The sequence below is a fragment of the Paenisporosarcina sp. NPDC076907 genome (assembly GCF_050269735.1).
In the GTDB taxonomy this organism is placed as follows: Bacteria; Bacillota; Bacilli; order Bacillales_A; family Planococcaceae; genus Paenisporosarcina.
In genome coordinates this window covers 80,899-104,916 of record NZ_JBNNIX010000003.1, presented here as the reverse complement: position 1 = coordinate 104,916, position 24,018 = coordinate 80,899, and the positions used below count along the sequence as shown (strand labels likewise).

25 protein-coding genes and 1 tRNA gene are annotated in these 24,018 nt (G+C 35.2%); 25 read left to right on the top strand and 1 reads right to left on the bottom strand.

Going from position 1 to position 24,018, the window contains the following annotated elements; genetic code table 11:
• Positions 1 to 12 precede the first annotated feature (12 nt).
• From ACQKEV_RS12060 to ACQKEV_RS11975, 18 genes are all read left to right on the top strand, one after another.
• Positions 13 to 1,383, top strand: coding sequence for a GLUG motif-containing protein (locus ACQKEV_RS12060; protein ID WP_427446409.1), 1,371 nt, complete (start codon positions 13 to 15; stop codon positions 1,381 to 1,383).
• The gene (locus tag ACQKEV_RS12055) at positions 1,384 to 1,653 is read left to right on the top strand and encodes a hypothetical protein (protein WP_427446408.1); all 270 of its coding nucleotides are present in this window, start codon (positions 1,384 to 1,386) and stop codon (positions 1,651 to 1,653) included.
• A gap of 15 nt (positions 1,654 to 1,668) precedes the next feature.
• On the top strand, positions 1,669 to 2,088 hold the full coding sequence (locus ACQKEV_RS12050) for a hypothetical protein (RefSeq protein WP_427446406.1): 420 nt from the start codon (positions 1,669 to 1,671) through the stop codon (positions 2,086 to 2,088).
• 34 nt (positions 2,089 to 2,122) lie between these two features.
• Complete coding sequence (locus tag ACQKEV_RS12045) at positions 2,123 to 2,986, top strand: SU10 major capsid protein (RefSeq protein ID WP_427446404.1); 864 nt, start codon at positions 2,123 to 2,125, stop codon at positions 2,984 to 2,986.
• A gap of 92 nt (positions 2,987 to 3,078) precedes the next feature.
• The gene (locus ACQKEV_RS12040) at positions 3,079 to 3,249 is read left to right on the top strand and encodes a helix-turn-helix domain-containing protein (protein WP_427446402.1); all 171 of its coding nucleotides are present in this window, start codon (positions 3,079 to 3,081) and stop codon (positions 3,247 to 3,249) included.
• Positions 3,250 to 3,532: 283 nt separating this feature from the next.
• The gene (locus ACQKEV_RS12035; protein WP_427457900.1) at positions 3,533 to 4,222 is read left to right on the top strand and encodes a hypothetical protein; all 690 of its coding nucleotides are present in this window, start codon (positions 3,533 to 3,535) and stop codon (positions 4,220 to 4,222) included.
• 41 nt (positions 4,223 to 4,263) lie between these two features.
• Positions 4,264 to 4,473, top strand: a complete 210-nt coding sequence (locus ACQKEV_RS12030) for a hypothetical protein (RefSeq protein ID WP_427457897.1) — start codon at positions 4,264 to 4,266, stop codon at positions 4,471 to 4,473.
• A gap of 19 nt (positions 4,474 to 4,492) precedes the next feature.
• Positions 4,493 to 5,959 carry a TOTE conflict system archaeo-eukaryotic primase domain-containing protein gene (locus ACQKEV_RS12025; RefSeq protein ID WP_427446398.1) on the top strand — a complete coding sequence of 489 codons (1,467 nt, stop codon included), beginning with the start codon at positions 4,493 to 4,495 and terminating at the stop codon, positions 5,957 to 5,959.
• A gap of 58 nt (positions 5,960 to 6,017) precedes the next feature.
• Entirely contained in the window at positions 6,018 to 6,401 is a 384-nt protein-coding gene (locus ACQKEV_RS12020) for a hypothetical protein (RefSeq protein WP_427446396.1), read from the top strand.
• Between the two features lie 3 nt (positions 6,402 to 6,404).
• A complete protein-coding gene (locus tag ACQKEV_RS12015; protein ID WP_427446394.1) occupies positions 6,405 to 7,994 on the top strand; it encodes a terminase large subunit domain-containing protein in 1,590 nt (529 codons plus the stop codon).
• A gap of 21 nt (positions 7,995 to 8,015) precedes the next feature.
• On the top strand, positions 8,016 to 9,353 hold the full coding sequence (locus ACQKEV_RS12010; RefSeq protein ID WP_427446392.1) for a phage portal protein: 1,338 nt from the start codon (positions 8,016 to 8,018) through the stop codon (positions 9,351 to 9,353).
• 489 nt (positions 9,354 to 9,842) lie between these two features.
• On the top strand, positions 9,843 to 10,097 hold the full coding sequence (locus ACQKEV_RS12005) for a hypothetical protein (RefSeq protein WP_427446390.1): 255 nt from the start codon (positions 9,843 to 9,845) through the stop codon (positions 10,095 to 10,097).
• Positions 10,098 to 10,178: 81 nt separating this feature from the next.
• Positions 10,179 to 10,475: a hypothetical protein gene (locus ACQKEV_RS12000; protein ID WP_427446388.1), complete on the top strand. Its 297-nt coding sequence runs from the start codon at positions 10,179 to 10,181 to the stop codon at positions 10,473 to 10,475.
• An 80-nt stretch (positions 10,476 to 10,555) separates the two neighbouring features.
• Positions 10,556 to 10,966, top strand: a complete 411-nt coding sequence (locus ACQKEV_RS11995) for a phage holin family protein (protein ID WP_427446387.1) — start codon at positions 10,556 to 10,558, stop codon at positions 10,964 to 10,966.
• Between the two features lie 4 nt (positions 10,967 to 10,970).
• Positions 10,971 to 11,306, top strand: coding sequence for a hypothetical protein (locus ACQKEV_RS11990; protein ID WP_427446385.1), 336 nt, complete (start codon positions 10,971 to 10,973; stop codon positions 11,304 to 11,306).
• A 10-nt stretch (positions 11,307 to 11,316) separates the two neighbouring features.
• The gene (locus ACQKEV_RS11985; RefSeq protein ID WP_427446383.1) at positions 11,317 to 11,901 is read left to right on the top strand and encodes a hypothetical protein; all 585 of its coding nucleotides are present in this window, start codon (positions 11,317 to 11,319) and stop codon (positions 11,899 to 11,901) included.
• A gap of 64 nt (positions 11,902 to 11,965) precedes the next feature.
• Positions 11,966 to 12,063: transfer RNA gene (locus ACQKEV_RS11980), tRNA-Ser, on the top strand.
• A 448-nt stretch (positions 12,064 to 12,511) separates the two neighbouring features.
• Positions 12,512 to 12,988, top strand: coding sequence for an MgtC/SapB family protein (locus tag ACQKEV_RS11975; protein ID WP_427446381.1), 477 nt, complete (start codon positions 12,512 to 12,514; stop codon positions 12,986 to 12,988).
• Between the two features lie 215 nt (positions 12,989 to 13,203).
• Here ACQKEV_RS11975 and ACQKEV_RS11970 read toward each other — a convergent pair whose 3' ends face one another.
• The gene (locus ACQKEV_RS11970) at positions 13,204 to 16,239 is read right to left on the bottom strand and encodes an efflux RND transporter permease subunit (RefSeq protein ID WP_427446379.1); all 3,036 of its coding nucleotides are present in this window, start codon (positions 16,237 to 16,239) and stop codon (positions 13,204 to 13,206) included.
• A gap of 468 nt (positions 16,240 to 16,707) precedes the next feature.
• Between ACQKEV_RS11970 and ACQKEV_RS11965 the strand changes: the two genes are divergently transcribed.
• From ACQKEV_RS11965 to ACQKEV_RS11935, 7 genes are read left to right on the top strand one after another with little or no spacing between them, the layout of a single operon-like run.
• Positions 16,708 to 17,403, top strand: a complete 696-nt coding sequence (locus ACQKEV_RS11965) for a sugar transferase (protein ID WP_427446377.1) — start codon at positions 16,708 to 16,710, stop codon at positions 17,401 to 17,403.
• Between the two features lie 5 nt (positions 17,404 to 17,408).
• Positions 17,409 to 18,719, top strand: coding sequence for a polysaccharide biosynthesis tyrosine autokinase (locus tag ACQKEV_RS11960; protein ID WP_427446375.1), 1,311 nt, complete (start codon positions 17,409 to 17,411; stop codon positions 18,717 to 18,719).
• A gap of 20 nt (positions 18,720 to 18,739) precedes the next feature.
• On the top strand, positions 18,740 to 19,480 hold the full coding sequence (locus tag ACQKEV_RS11955) for a tyrosine-protein phosphatase (protein ID WP_427446664.1): 741 nt from the start codon (positions 18,740 to 18,742) through the stop codon (positions 19,478 to 19,480).
• Between the two features lie 42 nt (positions 19,481 to 19,522).
• Positions 19,523 to 20,821 carry a lipopolysaccharide biosynthesis protein gene (locus ACQKEV_RS11950; protein WP_427446373.1) on the top strand — a complete coding sequence of 433 codons (1,299 nt, stop codon included), beginning with the start codon at positions 19,523 to 19,525 and terminating at the stop codon, positions 20,819 to 20,821.
• Positions 20,814 to 21,977, top strand: coding sequence for an O-antigen ligase family protein (locus ACQKEV_RS11945; protein WP_427446371.1), 1,164 nt, complete (start codon positions 20,814 to 20,816; stop codon positions 21,975 to 21,977). The genes ACQKEV_RS11950 and ACQKEV_RS11945 overlap by 8 nt, the downstream gene beginning before the upstream one ends.
• Entirely contained in the window at positions 21,974 to 23,098 is a 1,125-nt protein-coding gene (locus ACQKEV_RS11940; RefSeq protein WP_427446369.1) for a glycosyltransferase family 4 protein, read from the top strand. The genes ACQKEV_RS11945 and ACQKEV_RS11940 overlap by 4 nt, the downstream gene beginning before the upstream one ends.
• Entirely contained in the window at positions 23,095 to 24,009 is a 915-nt protein-coding gene (locus tag ACQKEV_RS11935; protein ID WP_427446367.1) for an NAD-dependent epimerase/dehydratase family protein, read from the top strand. The genes ACQKEV_RS11940 and ACQKEV_RS11935 overlap by 4 nt, the downstream gene beginning before the upstream one ends.
• Positions 24,010 to 24,018 lie beyond the last annotated feature (9 nt).

The following is a 24,018-nucleotide window of genomic DNA, read 5'->3' as shown; positions in this document are numbered from 1 at the left end:
GAGTTGGTATAAATGCTAGGAGCAGGAACATTAGCAAGTCCTTTTATTATTCAAACTCCCGCAGATTTAAACGCAGTTAGAAATAATCTTTCCGCTTATTATCAATTAGGCAACGATATAGATATGACAGGATTCGGACGATTTACCACTATAGGGACAAATCAATCTGCACAACAGTTTAAAGGTTCATTCGATGGTAAAGGGTTTAAAATTATCGGATTAGATATATTTAATTCCTCATCAGGAACTATTACACAATATCATTATGGCGGTTTGTTTACTTACATTAATAATGCGGTAATTAAAAATCTTGGTATTGAAAATATAATCCTCATCAACCAGCGTAATTATACAGGTGCTATTGCAGGTTATGCTTTAAATTCTACCATTGAAAATTGCTATTCCACAGGTAAGGTACAAGGACTTGGAACAACTAATACAGTTGGTGGCTTAGTTGGATATTTGATTAATAATTCGCAAGGGTATTCCGTAATGAGGAATTGTTATTCTACGGCAACTGTTAGTGGAAGTCCAAGCACCTTTGGTACAACTGGTGGTCTTGTAGGTTTATTAAATGGTGATTCAACTTTAATAGGTAATTCATTTGGGGCTACTACGCTTGAATATTTTAGTGAAGGATATGGTAACGCAATTGTTGGACGATTTGGTGCAACTGCATTACAAGCCAATTTAACTAATTTAAAATACGACTCTGAAAAAGTGTTAAATAATAATATCATCAATGCAATCGGTCTTACAAAATCACAGTTTGGAGATTCGTCTAATTTTGCTAATTGGGACTCATCTGTTTGGGGATTCCAAGCAGGTTCATATCCATATCTGAAAATATTTGGTCTTCCTGCTACCCCTGCACAAAACATAACAGTCACTCTAAATAGCCATTCTGGAATAGCGAAACAACTCCTAGACGTGTCTAAACGAGTAGTGAGGGTAAATGTATCTCACTCCAAACACTTAAACAGTTTTAACGCATTGGAATTAATTAAAAACGCTAATGTCAATTCTCACATTGAACAAATTGTTTCTAATGTAGTGGTATTGAAAAATGCTAACGTAAAATCATATCAGGTTACATCTTACATGGATGAGATAGGTTCAAAGATAACAAGAGTTGTCACAACACAAAGGATTTTGCAATCACATGTTAATCCAATTGATTCAGTGATTGTCGTGGATATTCCTGTTAGAACTGAAATACCTGTATTTGCAGAAGTGTTCTTATTAAGTAGTCAATCAGAAGTTGATTATTTATTAGGTCAAACGCTTTTAGCAGATAAACACAATCAATCAGCGACAACTAAAATATTAAATCAATCGAATTTATACACAACTGAAAACAGAACGGAAATGGAAGTGAACTAAATGTTTTCAAACGACACTGTCAGATTAAAAGTTAAGTTTCGTGACTTTGATGGTCAAGCAATTGAACCATCTGATGTAACCTTAACAACCTACAAATTGAATAAAGAAGTAATCGAAACTATCACGCAAGAGTCTCTTATTAAAGAGGATATTGGGTGTTTTTTTTATGACTATACAGTAGGTGCTGAGGATTTCATTTTTGAGTTCTCAGGACTGCACAATAATAAATCTGTTCTTTCACGAGATCAGGTTCAAATTAAATTTATTTAAAAGGAGAATCATTCAATGGAAAAAGAACAAGTAGTAACTCAAGAGGTACAAACACAAGAGGTTGAACAAGTCGAGGAAGTAGAAACACAAGAAGTCAACTTTGATGAGATTAATGAAAATCTTGATAGAATCAATGCTGACCAAGTGCAACTTGCAAAAGAACTTGATGAACGTCATAGAGCGATTTTCGAAAAAGAAATCAAATTTGCATTAAAAGACAATGGACTTGAAGCATTTGCAAATTTAGTCAAGGTAGAAAATACAGATGAATTAAATGATGTTGTGGCTTCACTTACTAAAATCGTAAATGATATTAAAATTGCTAACTCATATCAACCGAAAGAAAACGCACAGCAAGACGCTTATAGTGTCGCTCAGTCAAAGGGCGATACAAAGAAAATGATTGGCTCTAAATTGGCTAATCTCTTTAAATAAAAAAAACCTAAAAACGAATGGAGAAATATAAATTATGTTTACATCAACTAACTTTACACAAGCAGAAAAAATCTCACTATCACAAGAAATCGCATTAATCGGGGTACAAGCAACTCCTTTCACATCTATGTTAATGGCAAAAGGCAATGTAGAAAAAGCATTATCAACAGTCTACACATGGAGAGAGAAAGCATTAGATAACGCTGACGACTTATCAGCAATTGAAGGTTCAGACGATATTACTTTCTACGAAACTGCACGAGCAGAACTTTCTAATATCCTTGAAATCTTCAAAAAAGGTGCAAGTATCTCTGGTACTGCTGAAGCAATGAAATCTGTACAATTTGCAGAAGAAATTAATGACCGTCTTCTTGAATTAAAAATCAACATGGAGAAAAAATTCATCAACGGTCTTAAAGCAGATGGATCACTTACTCCATTCAAACGTCAATTGTCAGGTTTAATTGAAATGGCTGACGCTGCTAATGCAGTTGTAGGTGTAGTAACGGAAGACACTATTAAAGAAGCAATGCGTAATCTTTGGAATCAAGATTTAGCAGAAGGTCAAGTATATGCGTTTCTTAATGCTGACTTGAAAGAGCAAGTTGACGCTATCTATGCTGATAAATATGGTTACTCTCATGTAACTACAAACTTTGGTTTGCTTGTTGACTCTATCAACACTAACTACGGTACAGTGAATTTTGTATTATCTAAACATGTACCGACTGATAAAATCGTGTTCTTTAATGACGCATATGTGGATTTGGCATATCTTCGTGAGCCACATTTCGAACCATTAGCAAAATCGGGAGATAGTGTAAAAGGTCAAGTAATCGCAGAAGCAACATTAAAAGTCGGTAGCAAGAAAGCAGTAGCAGTATTAACTGTATCTTAATCTAATAGCACTCTTAGGCACTCATCATTAATTTGATGGGTGCTTTTTTAATTACATGAAAATCAAAAAGTTGCATGAGAAAGGAGAAGCACATGAATCAAACAGAATTATTTGTCATGAGGAAACGCAAACGAATTAAATTGAAAGACATTGCAGAATACATCGGGTGTTCTATCTCTCTGTTGAGTAGATACGAAAATATGAGTGTCTGCATGGATAGCGACAAGGTTATTAAATACGAGCGGTATATCAAATCAAATTAACCATTAAAAAGAAAATCACAAATAAGAAGGAGTTGAACAAATGAATTATTCAACATAGATTTCCTTTTTCTCTAAAATGATAGCAGTCGGTTAAATCGGCTTTTTTAATAGTTTTTAGAAACTAATGAGAAAAAGGAAGTTACACAACTAAAGGAAACTGTATTGATATTCATTCAATATGCAGAAACAATTAAAAGATTTATATCCAGAATGGTGCAAGACTTATCAAGATAGAAATTTAACATTATCAGATGACATTGATTCACTATTATCAACAACCTTATTGAACATGGTACAAGGTTACGAGATTAATTATTATTACAACTTCAAGGGCATTTATGTTTTAGATACAAATGATACACGTCAATCTATTGGTGTCGATATGGCAATCAAAAATGGAATGACTTGGGACAATCATGTGGTCAAAATTAAAGAAGATGATTATGTAAATCAACAATCAGCAAATATCAATTCCCTATTAGGTATTAACCAATCAAACTACTTTCAGAAGTATTGTGGATCAACTGCTTTACAGATTTATTCGTACTATGACATCCCTTTACCAACAACTGACGATGGCAAATTATATCTGATGTCAATTGATTCTTCATATCTTGGTCACTATGACAATCGGTATAAGGAAGTCCATAACAACTATTTTGAGATGTTAGGTTACACAGAGTTAATCGACTTATTGAATCGGACATCAGAGTTTAGATTTGATTACATTAAGCAAAACGACAGACTTAGATTCAAAGATAATGAAGTCACATTCCAAAAAAACACTAAAAAATATGCAGAAGATTTATTGGGCTTTGAGTTAATTCTTCCAAAAGGTGAGTTTCAATTGGTGCAAGAGTTTAATCGTAGTGCTAATAAAATCAGTGACATTAACAATCCAATTTACTATGACAGAATATTTTCATATGCACTAACAGGAAGAAACTATATTAACTATTCGAGAGCAGTGTAAACTGCTCTTTTTTAATTTATGAGAAAAGAGGAAAAGCAAACATGAAAAATTTAGACCACTTACATCTGTGTGACCGGGATTTTTATTTCGCTTACACAAAAAGCATGAGCATTTATTTAAAGGAACGTGGAATCAGTTACATCTTTAAAGCCAAGTCAATTAAGAATGGTGAAACATTTACCTTGTATCTAAAAACAAGCCAACTTCAAAAGGCATTAGACGAATATAAAGAGATTTCTACTGAGGATTAAGAAAAGGGGAAATGAAACTATGAGAATCACACATGAGCATATTGAACAATTTAACAAATTATTTATACTAACACGCTGGAAGTACATCTTTCAGTCTGCTGAAACTAAAGGGTGGTTGACGTTTGACCATTACGTAAACAATAAAATTCGTAAAATGAACGACTCAATGATTAAGAGACATCTAACTGGAAATGGTGCATATGGTGTTTTCTCTGCAAAGGATTTTACAAAGTTTTTAACATTTGACGTTGATGTTAAAGGTGACTTGCAGAAAGCCAAATGGATTACGATTAAATTAGTAGAATCCTTAAAGCAGGTTGGAATAGATGACAAGGATATTCATATTTCATTCTCTGGTAACAAGGGGTATCATGTTGACCTGTATTTCAATAAACCAATTGAAAATGATTTAGCATATGAATTTTATGAAATGATGTTAAGCCAATCAGAATGTACTTCTAAAGAAATTGAGTTTAGACCTCATATGTTAAAGTATGGTGTCAAACTTCCTTTAGGAATCCATCAAGCGACAGGGAAAAGATGTTGGTACGTGGATTATTATAATCACTTCAAGCCGATAGAATCATTTGACCACATCTTAACCATAGTGCAAATGGACGTTGATGTGCTTTATGCCATCATGGAAAAAGAAGCAGATATGTATGATGAACAGGAAGTTGTAGAAGTTGAAGAAACTCGACATGCAATTGAAACTAAAATCACTCCATTAAGCAGTTACAAACAAAATGTTGATGAGAAGGAAACAATTGAATCCATTGAGATATTAATTTATGAAGGACTTCAAATTGTAGGAACTAGACATAACTCATCATTCAAGATAGCAAAGTATTTCCGTCATCAAGGGTTTGACCAAGAGGAGACATTAGACATGTTGGACGAATGGATCAGACAACAAGACGAAACTAAATTCTCAACTCCATTAGATGATTGTTACAAGGATAATGAATTGATTGTCAAATACGTATATGAGAAAGAAGTCAGTCTTACGATTCAATCAAAGAAAGTTGAAGTGTCCTATGAGGAAATGAAACAAATCCTAAAGTTAAAATCATTGAATCAAAAAACAATTGCATATTGCTTATTAATCCACTCTAAACGTTTTGCTAATCAGCAGGGCGTTTTTTATATGTCATTTAATCAAATGGCAATTGCAAGTGGCTTGTCAGATAAGACGGTTAGAACAATTGTTAATCAATTAGAGGATTCAGGAATTATGAATATTGTTGCTAGAAATCAAATGCTCAAGGACTCAAGAGGTGCATTTGCAGGTAAGAAACCTAACAAGTATCAAATGAATATTGAAGCGGTTAAATCTGAATCATTATATGAGATTGAGATTGATGAATTGAATTATAAGGATTCATTAAGATTAGTTATTAGTAGTCTATTTGATATGAATGAATTAAAGAATACATTACCTAGACGACAATATGAACAACTAAGAGATACACAGATATATAAATAATCTATTATAGGTAAATTCGTACAAAGGAAATTCAATATAAGAAAAGGTGGAAAGTAATATGGAATTAAAAGAAGCGTTGAAACAGTTACCATACAAAAAGCAATTCTATTTTAAGTGGAAAAACAATTATAATATGCGGAATCCTAAGACAGAGGAAGAAGCATTAAAGCAACTTGACGTTAAAGACCTGTATGTATACGAACAATGGGAATCAAGTTCAGAGTATCAATTACTAATGAACATGCTGATTCAATCTCGTATCGGACAAGACTTACAAGTCATTTATGAATCAACGTCTGAGAAAGCCAAACAAGGCGATGAAAAAAGTATCAAAATTTTATTTGAGATACAGAAGCAAATTGTCGCTATGAATAAAGAATTGAAATCAAAGAAGCCATCTAAGCAGAAATCAGAAAATGCTTATGATGACTTGGAGTTGTAAGGTATGAAAGCAGACACTAAACTTCAAAAAGTGCTAGATGATTTCCCATTGTTTTCAAAGAATTTTATCTTTATCACAGACAATGAGAATCAGGTTGTTAAATTTGAGTTAAATGACGCACAGATTGAAATTGATAACTTAATGCAAAAGAATCGTTTTATTATTATCGGTAAAGCACGACAATCTGGTATCTCTACAATGGTACTTGGTCGTGCATTATGGAGAGCAATAACAAAGCCAAATGAAAACATATTAATCGTTTCATATAAAGGCGACTCGGCCAAAGCGTTATTTGATAAACTTAAGCAAATGAACGAGATGATTCCAAGAGAAAAGTTTCCTAACGTATTCCCAAAGATAAAAAGGGAAAACAGAGGGGAACTTTTTTTTAGTAATGGGAGCAGAATCAGTTCGGTTACAGCAGGATCAAAAAGTATCGGACGTGGTTCAACTTACACCTATATTCATCTCTCAGAGTATGCGTTTTATTCTAGTCAAGAATCACAGTTGCTATCTGTTGAACAATCCCTTGCAAAAGGTGCTGAATCACAATTGACCATTGAGACAACTTCTAATGGTACAGGTAATCATTTTTATAAAGTTTACATGGCTGCGATGAAAGGACAATCAAAGTATAAAGATTACTTTGTTCCCTTCTATCACAAGTTGTACAAAAAGCAGTTTGCTCATGATTACAATGAAGCAGAAATATGGTTCAAGGCAACTAATAATGGGGTTAGATTGAAACCTGATGATCTTGAAGATGACGAAAAGGTTCTCTATGAGAAAGGTGCAAACTTAAAGCAACTAATGTGGAGACGTTGGAAAATTCAAGATATGGAAGATGAGACGCAATTTATGCAGGAGTTCCCTTCAAATCCTCTTGAGTCATTTATCAGTACAGGACGCTCAGTGTTTGACCAAACAAAAGTGTTAAAACGTATGAGCAATATGCTACCTCCAATAGGCAAGAAGGAATTAGAACATGAGTTAGATGAATCCTTATTGAAATATGTCGGTAGGGGGTTAGATATTTTCTACTTACCTCAGAGGGGCATGAAATACTATGGTGGTGCTGATAGCAGTTCGGGCAGTGGAAACGACTATTCTACATTAACTATATATGACAGTGATGGGCAGGAAGTTATGAGTTTGTATCATAACAAGATTCCTGTCTATTTGTTTGCAGAAATATTGAATGATTTAGGCAGAATGTACAACTATGCGTTCCTTGCTATTGAACGGAACAGTTATGGTTTACCTGTCATTGAACGACTTAGAAATGATTATGAGTATATGAATCTAATGAAGCAAAAAACCTTTGACCAACGTGGAAAGAAGAAAATGGAGTTAGGATTCACTACTACTGAAAAGACAAAGGCAATCATGATAAGTGACTTCAAAGAGCAGTTCGAGAAAGGTCTTATCAACATTGAATCTAAACAGACCTTACAACAAATGCAAATGTTTGTTGAGACGAATGGCAAGATGGGGAACAAACGAGGTAATTCAGATTTACATCATGACGATAGTGTAATCAGTTCTGCACTGGCGATTCAAGCAATGAAAGCAAATAAATGGTACGTAGATTAATAATTAGAGAGGATTGGAAATATGAATTTAGAACAATATATAAAAGTAAAATATGATAACGATACTACATGGTTCGTGGAGGAAGTTGGATCAGTACACAACCAATTACGTATTCAAGATGTGCAGGACAAAAAGAATTACTTAGAAGGAAGTCACAAGATTTTACAACGTAGCAACTTTCAATATAACGGACAGTTGGTTGAGCCACGTAAGATTGTATTGAATATGGCTAAAACGATTTTGGCATTTCAAACACAATTCTTATTAAAGAATCCTGTAAGTATCACAGGTAAAGAGCAAATGGTTGAGGAGTTCCAAGTGGTAAATAAACTAGGTAAGTTCAATCAGAAAAACATTGAAATCCTTAGTCGCCTTTTGAAATATGGAAACGTGTTTGAGTATGTGTACTTAGATAAGAAAGGTTATATCACAAGTAAGATTATTAACAGTGATGAGGGTACACCTGTATTTAATCATCATAATGAAATGATTGGCTTTGTTGAATCATATGTATTTGATGGGATTAGTTACTATGTTGTCTACCATGAGGACAAAGTACAGGAATGGAACAATCAAGGTGGAGCATTAAAATTAACTGCTCAGTATGCAAATCTAAGTGGCTTACCAGTTGCTTATGTATCTGCTAATGAACATAGTGACGTACAAGGCAAATCACAGTTAGATGACTTCATGGGCATATTGGATAACATGGAGGATTTAATCAGTAAAACAGTTGATGGACTATACAAGATGATTAATCCTGTACCTGTGATAGTTGGACAACAATTGAAGGGGGCTATTCCTCAGCACATAACAGGTGGGGGCATACAGTTAGATGATGGTGGAGATTTCAGATTTGCTAGTGCAACCATTGACGCTAAAGCATTTGATATACTCTACACTCAATTGTATCAGTCGCTGCTAGACATTAGTATGACACCATCTGTATCAATGGGACGTGCTGAGATAAGTAACGTGAGTGAGCAGAGTGTACGCTTGTTGTTCTCTCTTGCTAGTGTTAAGGCAGGTATGAATGAACAGACGTTGCGTAAAGGTATGTATGAACGATGGGATAAGGTTCGATCATTACTTAGTTATAAGGGAGTAGTCATTGATGATAAGGCATGGAGTACGTTTGATGTTCTGTTCACATATGACCTACCAAGTAATAACGCTGAGGTAATTAAAAACCTTAAAGAATTGAGAGCAATGGGAGCATTGAGTATGGAATCCTTGCTAGAGCAAAGTCCTATGACATCTGATGTAGGTATGGAATTGGTTCGAATAAAATCAGAGGGTAATAATATGGCTGATGAGAAATTGAAAGTTGATGAGTTGGGAAATAATCTTGGGAAATAATTGAGTGCAAACATAGGCGAGAGTAGACGTATAGGGTATAGGGTATATGTTGAAAATTTCTCGCCTGTTATATAAACGGTCTGCTACCTATTATAAAAAAATCAGTGGACTGGATCAGTATTCAAAAATATTTTTTTAATAAATGATATGAACTGTATAATATTGTCAGCGTTTAAATCAGTATACGTATACCGTTATCCAATCCAATATCATGATAAAAACTTGCTTTTATTGGTGTATATGTACGGTGGTATAATATTCATTATGATACTTTAGCGTTAAATCAGTGTTTAGATGATACTTGAACTTGAGTTCGATTCCCCTGTTGTATTTATTATCCTATTTAAAATATTGATACCCCTACTTTCAAAATGAGTCGCCTACCATATCACTTTTTTCACGCCCATAAAATTTCCTGTTTTTCCCTATACATGAGTAAATGGTCATGATATTATGTGATTAAATATTACAAAAATTAGGGGGAACATCATGGAAGAAAGTAAACAAGAAATTAGTCCACAAACAAACCTACCGCAAATAAATGCTGAGACTGAATTAAAGGGTTGTGCTTTCGGATGTTTAGGTTTAATTTTAGTGCTTGGTATTTTGATGATAATGATTACATCATGTGGCAGTGGAGGAGGATCTAATTATCAACCTGGAGATTTTGATTTTGACGGAGATTCAGGTGATTTAGATGATTCAATAGAGTTTTTAGAATGGAAAATGAATGAAGAAGAATAAAGTCTAATTAATTTCTATTTCCATAAAAGGAATTACCTGCCTAATGTCGAATTGAGTAGATATAAGGGGAGGTAGTTAATTTTGGAAAACGTATTAGATAAATTAATCGAAGAAGGCATAGAGTTAGAAAACTCTGAGGGTGAAAAAACAGGTGGTTCTTTTGAGGCTTATCGAGCAAGAATTAGAGCGTCAACCATGGATATTGAAAAGTTTAATGTTTGGATTGTTAAAGCGATTGATTATTTGAAGGAAAATGATAAAGGTAAGGATTCAGAAAGTGTTAAAAATATTTTAAGACAATATTCCATTTTAACTTCAAGTCATAATAGAGAGTTTTACGAAATTGTAATGGGAAAATTAAAATCATTAAAAGAATAGAATCAAGCAATGGAGGTCACATCTAACTGATGTGGCTTTTTCTTTTGTCCAAATTCCCACCACAGGAGGTGTTCACATAAATGGAAAAACTAATTTTATTATTATTATCAACATTAGCCACAGGATTCACCTTCCTTATAGGTGCATGGCATATATCTCTAACAATTTTACTTGTCTTTATGGCAATTGATTTTATTACAGGAATCATCAAGGGTGCTTATACAGGTAAGTTGAGAAGTTCAGTTGGATTCAAGGGTATCTTGCGAAAAGGTACTTTCATGTTAGTTATCATATTTGCCAACATGCTTGACTTGCTTACAGGAACAGGACTTCCAGTATTCCGTACCATGATTGTATTCTTCTATATCGGTAACGAAGGGATTTCAATCCTAGAAAATCTTGGTGCAATAGGTGTTCCTGTACCATCAGCCATAACTAAATACATCGAGCAATTATCTAAAGAAGAAATACCAACCAACAGAAAGGATTGAGCATATGAATAATTTACAACGCTTAGAAATGGAAACAAAGGGGATTGACCTCTCACAGAATGAGATAATAATCTACCTACAAGAGAACGGTTTACAACCACATGAGGATTACAATGCAACATCAGCAGATAGCAAAAAGGCTATTTATCAAACTGCGTTATCTATATTAGAATCAATTGCTAACAACCCATCATTAATGAAAACAATCAGATTGGATGATATGACGGTATCAGAGTTTCATGAAAACTTAACTCAACGTATTGACCAATTAACACGTAGAATCAGACAAATGAAATCGGATCAATCTTCAAACTCTGACATCTTCATGTTGTACTTGTGAGGTGCTTAGAATGAAATTATTTGATGACACGATTTTAAATGATGTATTCGATTCAGTAGCAACTGAAATCAAAGTGAATGAAATCATGATTCCTGCAATAGTCACTAATGGTACATTGAACAAAAATGATGAACAGGAAAGCAAACATCTTCACACTGTACAAAAGGTTAATCAAGGCGATGTAGTTGAGCATGAGGGGAATAAGTATCTAATCGTCACTGAATCCATCAGCAAACGTCACAACAAGTATAAGAACATCATGGAACACTGTAACGCTGCGTTGACTGTTATAAGTGGAACAACAAAGGTAATTGTTGATTATGATGATTTAGGTAGACCTATCTATGACGACATTGAGGAAGTGTATGAAGTTCCTTGTGTAATTGGATTCAACCGAATTGGATCACCAAATAATACAGGTGGAATGATGGTGTTACAAAATTCCTTGATGGCTAAAATTTCTAAGAATGATGACAATGTACTTTATGTAAAAGTTAATAATGAGTACACAGTTGAAGGAAAGAAATACAAGGTAAGTCATATTGATAATGTGCAAACAGGTTTATTAATTGTGCAGATGGACTATATAGTCTAAAAGTTGCAAAATGAAAAACTTCGATTATAATTAGGGTCAGAAGATTGATTGCGAACCTTGTTCGGGATATGTAAGATTCGCACATTGCTTAACCCCTTGATATGACTGAGTTCAGAAATTGTGACTTTTTTCTGGACGCGGGTTCGATTCCCGCCGTCTCCATTTGCATGATTCATGTAGATGGATTTAATCACCATCATGCACGTCTTTCGATTCATATCGAGAGACGTGTTTTTTGTTGTGTAAATAAAGGTTAGGGAATACTATGAAACCTATTCTTGCACCTGCGTTAAAGATTGTGAATAAAGGTGTTGTACTGGCTGAATTACCTGTTGGCAAGTTCGTAAATATGTAATACTTCCTAGAGTGTAAAATATTGATATATCAACATTTATAAGCGTTGAAGTAAAAAAAGTTTAGAGTCCCAAGTTCAAATGTTTTAAAATGTTTTATTTTTATATTAGGAAGAAAATCTTGCTGGTGCTTTAAATATATTAAGGATATATGTATGATAATAAATACAGATCAAATAATTATGAATGTATTGTTAAAGGAGTAAATGAATATATTTGTTACCGAAATATATATTATTTAAAGGAGTAAATGCATTATGAATTTATTTTTATCATTATTCGATTTACATTTTGAATTATATATAAGACTAATTGTAGCTACTTTTATAGGATTTTTAATTGGTTTAGAAAGAGCTATTAAAAATAAGCAAGCAGGTATTAGAACTCATATACTAGTATGTTTAGGATCGGCTTTAGCTATGGCTCTGTCATCTCTAAATCAAGGGGCTTATATGGATCCGATGCGTTTAGCAGCACAAGTAATTAGTGGTATCGGATTTCTTGGCGCTGGCGTAATTTGGGTAGATAAAGATAATGCAAAAAGAGGTCTTACAACTGCTGCAAATCTGTGGATTACAGCTTGTGTTGGGTTAACAATTGGCTATGGTGCATACGATTTAGCTATTATAACTGCAATTTTAATGTTTGTTGCTATGAACTTACCAAAAGTTGTAGAGAAAATGGGTATTTTACCTTCAAGAGAAAAAGAAGAATCAGATAGTGATGGAGAATAGAAATGAATGAAGTAGGATTCAATGAGTAGGAGTATTTAGAGTTTTTTATAACTCTTTTAATATAGATGGTTAGAATGAATACTGTAAATGTAACCGTAATCCCAGAAAATTGTATATTAAAAAAGCATTATCTCAAAAGAGATAATGCTTTTTTTCTGAAGAATTACTTGTTCCTATGGGCTAAAAAAACTTCTAATGAAACTTCTACTCTTTTCTTACAGTTTGGAAGCATCTTGATCTGCAGTTTGACTAATTCTTTGTTTTTTAGATTTTCTAAAATAAAGCAATTCATACATACAAGGAATAACGATCAGAGTCAGAACGGTTGCCATGGCTAGGCCACCAATCACAACAATAGCTAGACTTTGTGATACTAAGCTCCCTGTTTCAGCTTGTTTCAGTAGTAGTGGAAGCATCGCACAGATGGTTGCAATCGCAGTCATAAAAATCGGTCTCATCCTTGTCGCTGTTGCTTCCACAAGAGCATCACGAATAATCATTTTTTGTTCATTTTGTTTTACTCGGTCTAGAAGAACAATCGCATTTGTTACGACGATACCAATAAGCATTAATGCTCCTAGAAGTGCTGTGATATCAACTGGAATTCCGCTGATCAGGATTCCTAAAATGGCACCAATCGCAGCAAGTGGAAGGGAGCAAAGAATGGCGATTGGGGCTCTGATTGACTTAAATGTGATGACCATAATTAAAAATACAATGCCGATCGAAACAAGCATTATGAGAAATAAATCAGTGAAATCATCTGTCTGTTGGGTGCTTGATCCACCGACTAGAACCTCAACATTTTCTGGAAGATCCATGCCTATATTGTCTTTTTGATCGCCGAAAATCTCTAGACTGATTGTGTTCGAGATTTCCGATAGTTTTGCAGGATCAACGGATGCTGTGACGCGAAGGTAGGCATCTCCATCTTTATGAAACTGATTGGTTGAAAGCTCTTCACTTTGTAATGTTGCAACGGACGATACTGGTACAAGACCGGAATTTGTCATGACTTGTATATTCTCCAAGTCTTCAGGTGTATCCGTATCCAGGAGAGGTTCCAGGAATACAGTTTTCTGCTTGTCATCTAAACTAATCGTTCCAATTGGTGTTTTATTTAACATCGCACCTAATTGTTGTGCGATTTGTTCTGTATTTCCTCTGGTTGGATCTACAACGAGAGAGTGTACAGTTTTCTTTTCATCTTGATTGGTCGATACTTCCTCGACACCCTCAATGTTTTGCACTTTTTCTTTAATATTGCTGGCCACTTCTTCAAGCTCTGCTAAATTATCACCGACTACATCAATGGTGATATTTGCACCTGATCCACCCATCATAAAGGAGGCTGAAGTTACTTCTAAAAGGGCATCAGGATATTGATTTTTTTTCTTTAAAACTTCATTCACTATGAGGTCTGTATCATTTTTATCATCTAATAAAATACTTAAGGATGCTTCAGTCGGTGATCCAACATAGCCATATTGAGCTGCTTCAGCTGGAGAACCTACCTGTGAAAACACGTGTTTCACTTCATCCATATCTCGAATGGATGATTCAAGTTCAATTGTCTTTTCCTTAACTTCTTCCAATGGCGTATCATTCGGGTAACTCAGTGTGGCCGAGACATAATCAGCTGAAGAGTTGTCAACTGCACCTTTTGGAATGAAAAAGTAAGTGCCTATAGATCCGATGAAAAGGAAGAGGGAAATCGAGAAAATAATCCATTTATGATTTAAGGACCATGTAACTATTTTGGGGAAACAAACAGCTGGTTTATGATCTGGAATCTTTGTATTCTTTAATAATCTCGCACTCATTAACGGAACAACAGTCAACGCGACAATCAAGGATGCTAATAAGGAATAAGTAACGGTTAAAGCGAATGGTAAAAGAAATTCTTGAAGTCCACCATTCAGCAAACTCATTGGTAAGAAAACGGCTACTGTTGTTAATGTAGAGGCAGTAATAGCAACCCCCACTTGCTTAGTTGCGTCAATAACCATTTGAACTGAGAATTTCTCAGTCTGCATTTTCCGAAAAATATTTTCGATGACGACAATACTGTCATCAACTAGGCGTCCGACAGCAACAGCGACACCACCAAGCGTTAAAATATTCAATGTTACACCAGACCATGACAGAAGGAATAGCGTGAAACATAGGGATAGAGGAATCGATACAATGGTAATAAATGTAGAACGAATATTTCGCAAGAAAACCATAATGACGATTGTTGCAAATAGTGCACCAAGAAGAACTTCTTTTATCATAGTATGAACGGAATTTTGAACCATATCAGCAGAAGATATGTAAATAACAGATTCCTGCTGATCATACTTTTCATTGATTTCCTTTGTCACTTTTTCGATTTCTTTGCTAATAGTCACCGCATTGGATTGACTGTCCTTTGTGATGCTAATTTCTAAGCTTTCCTTTCCATTGAATCGACTAATGAAATTTGCATCTATTGTTTCCTCAATGGTTGCGATATCTCCAAGCGTCACACTAGGTGAAACAGTTAAACCTTTCAGTTTTTCAATGCTTGTTAAATCACCGATCACTTTAATATTGCTTGATTTTCCGTCAATAATCTTTTCAGCGACAGCTACAGCAGTATTTTGACCATTAAGAATGCCCATAACTGTTTGAAGAGAAATCTGATTTTCCGTCAATTTTTCATCATCAATATCGACGGAAATGACGGAATCAGTAATACCATATAGATCTACACTGGAGACCCCTTTGATTTCTTGATAAAGAGATTGAAGCTCTTCACGTGTAAAATCCATATTTTCTGTAGTCAAACCTTCTTCAAAGGTGACAGCAATGTTAGCAATTGGAATCATAGATGTATTAAGTTGTGATATTGTTGGCTTGGATATATAGGGCGGCAAAGCTACATTATTTAATGCATCTTGAACATCCTGTTTGGCTTGTTTCATATCATATCCTGCTTCGAAAAACAGGTCTACTTTTGAAAATCCATCTCCTGTTGTAGAAAAGACGGATGTTTTTCCATTCATTCCTGCAACGGCTCTTTCAATCGGATAGGTTACTTCTGACTCCATCGTATTGGAGTCAGTTCCCTGACCCACAGAAATAATGGTAACTTGCGGATTATCAGCAGATGGTAAAAATTCCATTGGCAATCTAAAATAACTGACAATACCTATTACCAATATTAAAATGGTTAATACAGCGACAGCGGATTTGTTTCCAAAAGCCCACTTCGTAAATATCGACATAAAAAGTTTCCTCCAAAAAATCACAAATTTGATTTAAATAAAATCCTATAAATGCAAAAAAAAAATTTAAAAAATGTCATAAATATTTCAACCAACACGCTCCTTTTTTTCATTGTTTCAGTTACTTCTCCATTGTAAAAAAAAGGAGTTTATTCCACATTGATCCTTAGAATTATCTTTTTCTAAGACCTAAGACTTAGAAGAAAACCAAAGGGAGTGGTGTTTTAATCATTAGAAAACATCGAATAACCTTATGCATTGTATAGTAAGGACAGAACAACGACAATTAAGTTGATGTAAGGGGATGGGGGACACACCGTCTCCATTTACATGATTCACGTAGATGGATTTAATCACCGTCACGCACGTCTTTCGATTCATTTCGAAAGGCGTGTTTTTTTGTTGGCGCCCAAATCATAGTTCTTTGGTAAGAGGGGGGTGAATATAATCAAGTAGGTTGACATTAGAATGGATCTGCAAATGTATGATTTTATTAAAGGAGGAGCGAATCTGGAAAGAATTCGTTCACTAAAGCAAGTACCAAACTCACTTTGGATTTATCAGCGTTTCGGAAAACGTTGTTTAGATATGTGTGTTTCTTCAATATTGATACTGATCTTGTTTCCTCTATATCCATTCATTTCATTAATCTTATTAATTTGTTCGGGACGACCTATTCTGTTTACTCAAATTAGGACGGGCCACTTAACTCAACCTTTTCAGATTATTAAGTTTCGAACGATGAAGAATAGCCATTCAAATTCCAATAAAATTACACTCCATTGGAATGGAGGAGTTCCAAATGATTTTATTTTTAAATCACCTCACAATTCTGAGGTAACAAAAGTTGGTGCGATTCTAAGAAAAACAAGTATTGATGAGTTGCCACAACTTTTGAATGTGCTACGTGGGGAAATGAGTTTGATCGGACCTCGACCAGAAATTCCAGAAATTACTAATTGTTACAATGACACTCAAATGAAGCGGCTTTCAATGAAACCAGGCTTAACTGGATGGGCACAAGTAAATGGGCGAGCTGATAGTTGCCACGGACATAAAATTGACCATGATTTGTATTACGTGAATAATTGCTCCTTTAAACTGGATATGAAAATTATAATGCTGACAATTGTAGCAATTTGGAGAGGTAAGGGGGCTTATTAGTCTTTATGAAACGATCATTTGAAATTCGTGATTTTATTAATTTGTTTTATAAGAAAAAGAAATTTATTCTATTGGTCACTTTATACATAACACTTATCGGAGGTTTTGGTAGCTTTGCTATTCCACCAAAATTTGAAGCAAAGACTGATGTACTTGTTAACTTCACGACGGCCAATGTTGTTTCCAGCGGGGAAATTGAAGCAAATTTACGCTTGATAGAAACCTATAAATATTTAATGAAGAGCAATCGCATCTTAAATAAAGTAAATGGTTTACTTAAAGAAACGTATACCAAAGAGGAATTAAATAGAAAAGTAAAAATTGAATCGAACATCAATTCACAAATTTTAACCATATTGGCAGAAGGACAAACTCCTAATCAAGCGACCAAATTGGCAAATACACTGGCACTAACATTCCAAGAAGAAATCAAATCATTGATGAATTTGGAAAATGTCCATATATTAAGTCCCGCCATTGTCGGTGAAGATACAAAATCTATTAAGCCAAATCCGGTGTTATTCTTTGCCATTTCAGCAATCGTTGGATTATTGGTCAGTTATATTTTTGTTCTGATTCAAGAAATGTTCTTCACCGTACTGGATACACCTGAAAAAGCTGAAAAAGCTCTTGGGTATCCTGTCATTGGAGTTATTCCTAGTGGAGAAGGAAAGCTTTTACATGACTTAGAGCCACACGATGTCTTTATTGAAATGTTCCGATCTATTAGGGCCAATCTTCTCTATGTTTTATCAAAAAAAAGTGCCAAAACGCTACTTGTTACAAGTGCCGAGCCAGGTGATGGGAAATCATTTGTGAGCGCAAATTTAAGTATTGTATTTGCGATGGATCAGAAGAAAACGGTTTATGTCGATGCGGATTTAAGAAGAGCAACTGGCCGTAAGCTATTTCAATTACCAAAACGATTGGGTGTTACATCCTATTTAGCTGGGGATCATACTCTGCAGGATATTATTCAGCCCACTAAAGTACCGAACCTTTCTTTCATCAGTGCTGGTCCTGTTCCTCCAAACCCTACCGAGCTTTTGTCTTCAGCAAAATTTGCAGCCTTCTTGGAAGAGTTAAAACAACAGTTTGATATTATCATTGTCGATACGCCACCATTACTAGTTGCTGATACATTACATGTTTCTGGAAATGTGGATGGTTGCTTGTTTGTAGTAAATGCAGAATCTTCAAAGCTTGAACAGTCTATCTACTCAATCGAACAGTTAAAACAAGTCCAAGCTCCATTGATCGGAACAATATTAAACAAGGCAGAAGGCTCTATCCGATCAAGTTCTTATTATTCTTAAGGGAGGGACCATATTTGCTTGTGGATTTACACAATCACGTCTTAACTGGGCTTGACGATGGTCCAGCTACTGAATTAGAAGCAATACGTCTGATAGAAAATGCGGTACAAAATGGAGTAACTCATATTGTGGCGACACCGCATCACCGTAATGGTGTGTTCATTCAAAATGTGGATGAAGTTAGAAATTCAATCTGCATTTTGAACGAATACTTGCAGTTGAAGGAAATTCCAATAACTATTTGTCCGGGTATGGAAATACACCTTCACGGGGAATTGATTGATGAGTTAGCTTTCCAAGCTTTGACGCTTGGGGACAGTCATAAATATGTATTAATAGAAATTCCAACAAACCATATCCCTCATTTCACAGATTCTATTTTTTATGAGCTTCAGTTAAAAGGATATATCCCGGTTATCGCGCATGCTGAGAAGAATGCAGAATTTCTGCGTAATCCCAAAAAGCTTTTCGATTTGGTTCAGAGAGGTGCTCTTGTACAAGTAACGGCAGGCAGTGTCACAGGTTCAAATGGAAAAAACCTGCAACGGTTTGTGATGAAACTTTGCCAGCATCAAATCGTTCATTTCATTGCTTCTGATGCACATAATCTCCATCATCGTCCTTTTTTAATTAAACAAGCATACCGCGTAATTCAACAAAAGATGGGCAACCAATTTGTCAGCTACTTACAACAGAACGCGATAAATGTACTAGAAGGAAAGGAATTCCAAACACTCCAGCCGAAAACACTGAAGGGATAGAAAGGTTATTAGTGAAATGAAAGAGAGTGAGGATATGGCCAGGTGAATCGATTTTCACAGTGGAAAAATAAATTATTATTTAACCCATTTTTTCGAAGTTTATCTGTATTAATGGCAGGAACAGCCTTATCAAATCTATTAATTGTCTTAACAACTCCATTGTTAACCAGGATGTATACACCAGAAGAATTTGGTGTGTACTCTGTTTTTTTATCCCTTTTATATACTGGAACCATTCTCGTTTCTTTAAGATATGAAACGGCAATCCCCCTTCCAGAAGATGAAGACGACGCTTTTCATTTACTCGTTCTATCGATTGGTTTTGCATTTGTTTTAAGTGGATTATTGTTTGTACTCGTATTTTTTGTTCCACTTGCGGAATACTTAAATGTTCCAACCTTGGACACCTATATGTGGATGCTGTCATTCAGTTTACTCGGGATCGGACTGTTCCAGGCTTTCAACTCCTGGGCATTGCGACAACAACAATACATGATGATATCCCGGGCAAAAATGACAATGAATGCAAGTCAAATTTCTAGTCAGCTTGCTCTAGGCTTATTCCATATTGGCTTACTAGGATTACTAATCGGAGAAATCATTGGTAGGATTGCCGGTTCGCTTGATTATTTCCGATTAATAAAAAAAGGAAAGACAACAACTTTTAAAATAAAACCAAAATCATTACTAAAGGTGTTAGTCGGTTATAAATCTTATCCCATTGTTTCAAGTTGGGCTGCTTTGATTAATAGTTTGGGAAGCCAAATGCCTATATTTTATTTAGCTGCTCATTTTGATGCAAAAACTGCAGGCTGGTTTTTCCTTGCGCAAAAGATACTGACGATACCAGAGGGGTTAATTGGCTTTTCTGCTTCTCAAGTATATTTGTCTCAAGCGGCGATAACTTCGAGAGATTCACCTGAGAATTTCCGCCAATTCTTTTGGGATACCGTGAAGAAGATGTTTTATATGGGCTTAGTCATTATTGGGTTAGTCGCACTATTTGCCCATCTTGCTATTAAACTCGTTTTTGGGGAACAGTGGATTCCAGCAGCTGAATTCATACAGATCTTAGCCATTTTATATTTCATGAAAATCATTATTAATCCGATTTCTGCTAATTTCTATGTATTTAATGCACTAGGAAAACAATTCATTAGCGAATTGATTCGATTTATATTAATTTGTGTTTCATTATTTTTAGCATTGGAATTTTTCGTCAGCCCCTCCGCATCGTTGTTATGCATTAGCTTAATGAGTGCAATAGGGTACTTAATACACGGAATTTTTGCTTGGAGTACCATTAAGGTTCAAAAGCAAGAGGAGATCTTCCATGATTGATCGTGCCCCTAAATGGTTTTTTTATTTATTGTTTTTTACGATGCTGACCAGTTCTTTCGTTTTGATTGAGCCTTCACCATATGATTTTTTAATGCTTTTGGTAATGGGAGGCAGTTTGCTCTTATTTCTTACTAGTTTTACACGAGATGTGTTTACTCCGCTAATTGTAATGTTACTGTTTTTAGTATTTCAATTAACTTCTTTGCTTGCTGCTAGAGAACTTCAAGTTGGTGTTGCTTATTTAGCTATAACAATCTATCTAATGTTTTCCTGGTTTTCAATCGTAGGCATTGGTCAAAAATTAAAAACGTCTCTCCTAGAAGTCATTATGAATGGTTATTTAATTACGGCGGTCATATCTGCATTGATTGGAATCCTTGCTTATTTTCGTTTGCTTCCCTATGACGATTTATTATTGATGTTCGGGAGAGCGAAAGCATTTTTTAAAGATCCCAATGTTTTTGGACCATTTCTAATCATGCCATCTCTGTATGCCATCAGTTTGTTTGAAAAAGAAAACTCTTCCAAAATAAATAAAACACTATATGCTCTGACCTTTCTGTTGCTGATTACCGCTATTTTCGTTTGTTTTTCTCGAGCGGCATGGGGAAATTGGATTATATCCTTCGTGTTATATCTTACATTGACAAAAAAAGAACTTCTGCAAGAAAGAGTAAAGACATTTACCAGCCTTGGCATACTTTGTTTACCGGTGTTGATATGGCTAGCAAACAGTCCATTTGTAAAGAGTTTATTCCAATCTCGGTTGAGCTTGCAAAGATATGATGATTCTCGTTTTGCAACACAAAAAGAAGCAATCTTAACCGGCTTCAGAAATCCATTTGGTATTGGACCTGGACAATCAGAATATACTTTCCAGATTGCCCCGCACAGTTTGTATGCTCGCATTTTAACGGAAAATGGGATTCTGAGTATTTTTCTTTTTATCTTTCTCTTATTCATTAGCATTCACAAAGCCTATCAATCTTATAAACAATCTAGCAATGATTCAGCCGCCTATTTCTTAGTCATTTTTGCATCCTTAATTGGTCTAGCCTTCAATAGCGCTTTCATAGATACACTTCATTGGCGACACTTTTGGTTAATCTTGGCCCTAGCATGGTGTGCACCAAAAATAAGAGGAGATGACGGGTGAAAATAGTACAAGTGATTACTCGAATGGATACGATTGGTGGAGCTCAAGTTCATGTTCGGGACTTGTCCAATCGTTTGGTAGCAGAAGGTTCCGAGGTGTCCATCATCACAGGCGAAAGATTGGATTCATCTCTTGAAATTGATCAGAAGATAACATATTTTCAAAGTCTGTCTCTTAAAAGGGCAGTTCATCCATATTATGATGTACGAGCTATCTTTGAAGTTCGACAGTTACTAAAAAAGACTCAGCCTGATTTAGTAGCTACTCATTCTTCTAAAGCGGGCTTAATTGGTCGAATCGCTGCTCGATCACTCGGGATTCCTACTGTTTTTACAGCACATGGATGGGCATTTACTGAAGGGATTTCATCTGAGAAAAGAAAGGTCTATATCACAATTGAAAAAGTTCTTGGAAAAATTACCGATCGTGTAATTACGGTTTCAAATTATGATCGACAGTTGGCTATTTCGAATTCTGTATTACCAAGCCATAAAATTAAAACGGTTCATAACGGAGTCTTACCTCTAAAAAAAACACTACCTACAGAAAATGTAGCGAAAGCGTTCATAAACATTTTAATGGTTGCCAGGTTTGATGTTCCTAAAAAACAAATGGATTTAATTCAAGCATGTGAAAAAATTGAAAATCTCCCTTGGCAACTATCATTCGTGGGGGAAGGAACTCATTTAACAGAGGCTAAACAATATGTTCAAATTCATCATCTTCAAGAACGAGTTCGTTTCTACGGGGCAATGAAGTCAATAGAGTCAACACTAAGCGATTCGCAAATTTTCGTTTTGCTTTCCGATTATGAAGGCTTGCCATTAAGTATTCTGGAAGCTATGCAAGCAGGGTTGCCTATTATTGCATCAGATGTTGGTGGTGTAAAGGAAGCAGTAATCGATGAGGAAAACGGTTTTTTAATTCCCAAACAAAATCAGGGAATCCTTATTGAAAGACTGACGGAATTATTAACGGATGCTTCATTAAGAGAAGAGATGGGAAAGCGCAGCAAGGAATTGTTCCATGAGCAGTTTACCTTTGAAAAAATGTATGTTCAAACTAAGAGCGTGTATCAAAATGTTGTAGACATTAAGCGGAAAAAGGAGAAGGATTGTTGAAAGTATTGATTACAGGTGGGGCAGGATTTATAGGATCTCATGTTGTGGATGAATGTTTAGAACATAATTATGAAGTTGTCGTCGTAGACAATTTCAGCACAGGAAATGCTAAAAATTTGCCAAAAGAATGTAAAGTCTATTCAGTGGATATTAATGAGCCACTTCTGAAACATATTTTCGAAGCAGAAAAACCTGATTATGTCATTCATCTGGCGGCACAAGCTTCAGTAATGAAGTCAATTGAAGATCCAATTCAAGATGGACTCACGAATATTATAGGGACTTTGAGAGTTTTAGAGTATTCGAGAATCCATTGTGTCAAAAAAGTCATCATGGCATCGTCCGCAGCTGTATATGGTAATCCAGAAGTTCTTCCTGTGGATGAAGAATTCCCGCTCAATCCTTTGTCGTATTATTCCCTGTCCAAATGGTCAAGTGAACGTTACGCCCAATTATATGAAAGCTTATATAACTTATCCTCTTGTATATTACGGTTTTCAAATGTTTATGGACCACGTCAAAATTCACTCGGGGAAGCGGGAGTTGTGTCTATTTTTATTAATCAACTTTTGAAGGGTGAAGAAATGGTGATTTATGGTGGGCATCAAACACGGGATTTTGTCTATGTAAAAGATGTAGCGAAAGCCTGCAGAACAGCCATGGAAAGTACAAAAACTGGAATTTTTAATATAAGCTCCTGTTCAGAAACGACAATTAACGAACTTTTTTCTATGACATCGTTACTGGCAGGCATTACGGTAGAACCTCAAAAATTTCCTTTACGCCTGGGAGAGATTGAAAAAAGTTTTCTGGGGAACGAAAAAGCTATCAATGAACTGGGTTGGCAAGCAACTCATTCTTTAGAAGAAGGATTATCGGAAACGATTGTCACATATAATGCTAGCAAATAACTGGGGGTG

Excerpts from the sequence above, each read along its gene's own strand:
- ACQKEV_RS12060 (WP_427446409.1), top strand. The coding sequence starts at position 13 with ATGCTAGGAGCAGGAACATTAGCAAGTCCTTTTATTATTCAAACTCCC.
- ACQKEV_RS12055 (WP_427446408.1), top strand. The coding sequence starts at position 1,384 with ATGTTTTCAAACGACACTGTCAGATTAAAAGTTAAGTTTCGTGACTTT.
- ACQKEV_RS12050 (WP_427446406.1), top strand. The coding sequence starts at position 1,669 with ATGGAAAAAGAACAAGTAGTAACTCAAGAGGTACAAACACAAGAGGTT.
- ACQKEV_RS12045 (WP_427446404.1), top strand. The coding sequence starts at position 2,123 with ATGTTTACATCAACTAACTTTACACAAGCAGAAAAAATCTCACTATCA.
- ACQKEV_RS12040 (WP_427446402.1), top strand. The coding sequence starts at position 3,079 with ATGAATCAAACAGAATTATTTGTCATGAGGAAACGCAAACGAATTAAA.
- ACQKEV_RS12030 (WP_427457897.1), top strand. The coding sequence starts at position 4,264 with ATGAAAAATTTAGACCACTTACATCTGTGTGACCGGGATTTTTATTTC.
- ACQKEV_RS12025 (WP_427446398.1), top strand. The coding sequence starts at position 4,493 with ATGAGAATCACACATGAGCATATTGAACAATTTAACAAATTATTTATA.
- ACQKEV_RS12020 (WP_427446396.1), top strand. The coding sequence starts at position 6,018 with ATGGAATTAAAAGAAGCGTTGAAACAGTTACCATACAAAAAGCAATTC.
- ACQKEV_RS12015 (WP_427446394.1), top strand. The coding sequence starts at position 6,405 with ATGAAAGCAGACACTAAACTTCAAAAAGTGCTAGATGATTTCCCATTG.
- ACQKEV_RS12010 (WP_427446392.1), top strand. The coding sequence starts at position 8,016 with ATGAATTTAGAACAATATATAAAAGTAAAATATGATAACGATACTACA.
- ACQKEV_RS12005 (WP_427446390.1), top strand. The coding sequence starts at position 9,843 with ATGGAAGAAAGTAAACAAGAAATTAGTCCACAAACAAACCTACCGCAA.
- ACQKEV_RS11995 (WP_427446387.1), top strand. The coding sequence starts at position 10,556 with ATGGAAAAACTAATTTTATTATTATTATCAACATTAGCCACAGGATTC.
- ACQKEV_RS11990 (WP_427446385.1), top strand. The coding sequence starts at position 10,971 with ATGAATAATTTACAACGCTTAGAAATGGAAACAAAGGGGATTGACCTC.
- ACQKEV_RS11985 (WP_427446383.1), top strand. The coding sequence starts at position 11,317 with ATGAAATTATTTGATGACACGATTTTAAATGATGTATTCGATTCAGTA.
- ACQKEV_RS11975 (WP_427446381.1), top strand. The coding sequence starts at position 12,512 with ATGAATTTATTTTTATCATTATTCGATTTACATTTTGAATTATATATA.
- ACQKEV_RS11970 (WP_427446379.1), bottom strand. The coding sequence starts at position 16,239 with ATGTCGATATTTACGAAGTGGGCTTTTGGAAACAAATCCGCTGTCGCT.
- ACQKEV_RS11965 (WP_427446377.1), top strand. The coding sequence starts at position 16,708 with ATGGATCTGCAAATGTATGATTTTATTAAAGGAGGAGCGAATCTGGAA.
- ACQKEV_RS11960 (WP_427446375.1), top strand. The coding sequence starts at position 17,409 with ATGAAACGATCATTTGAAATTCGTGATTTTATTAATTTGTTTTATAAG.
- ACQKEV_RS11945 (WP_427446371.1), top strand. The coding sequence starts at position 20,814 with ATGATTGATCGTGCCCCTAAATGGTTTTTTTATTTATTGTTTTTTACG.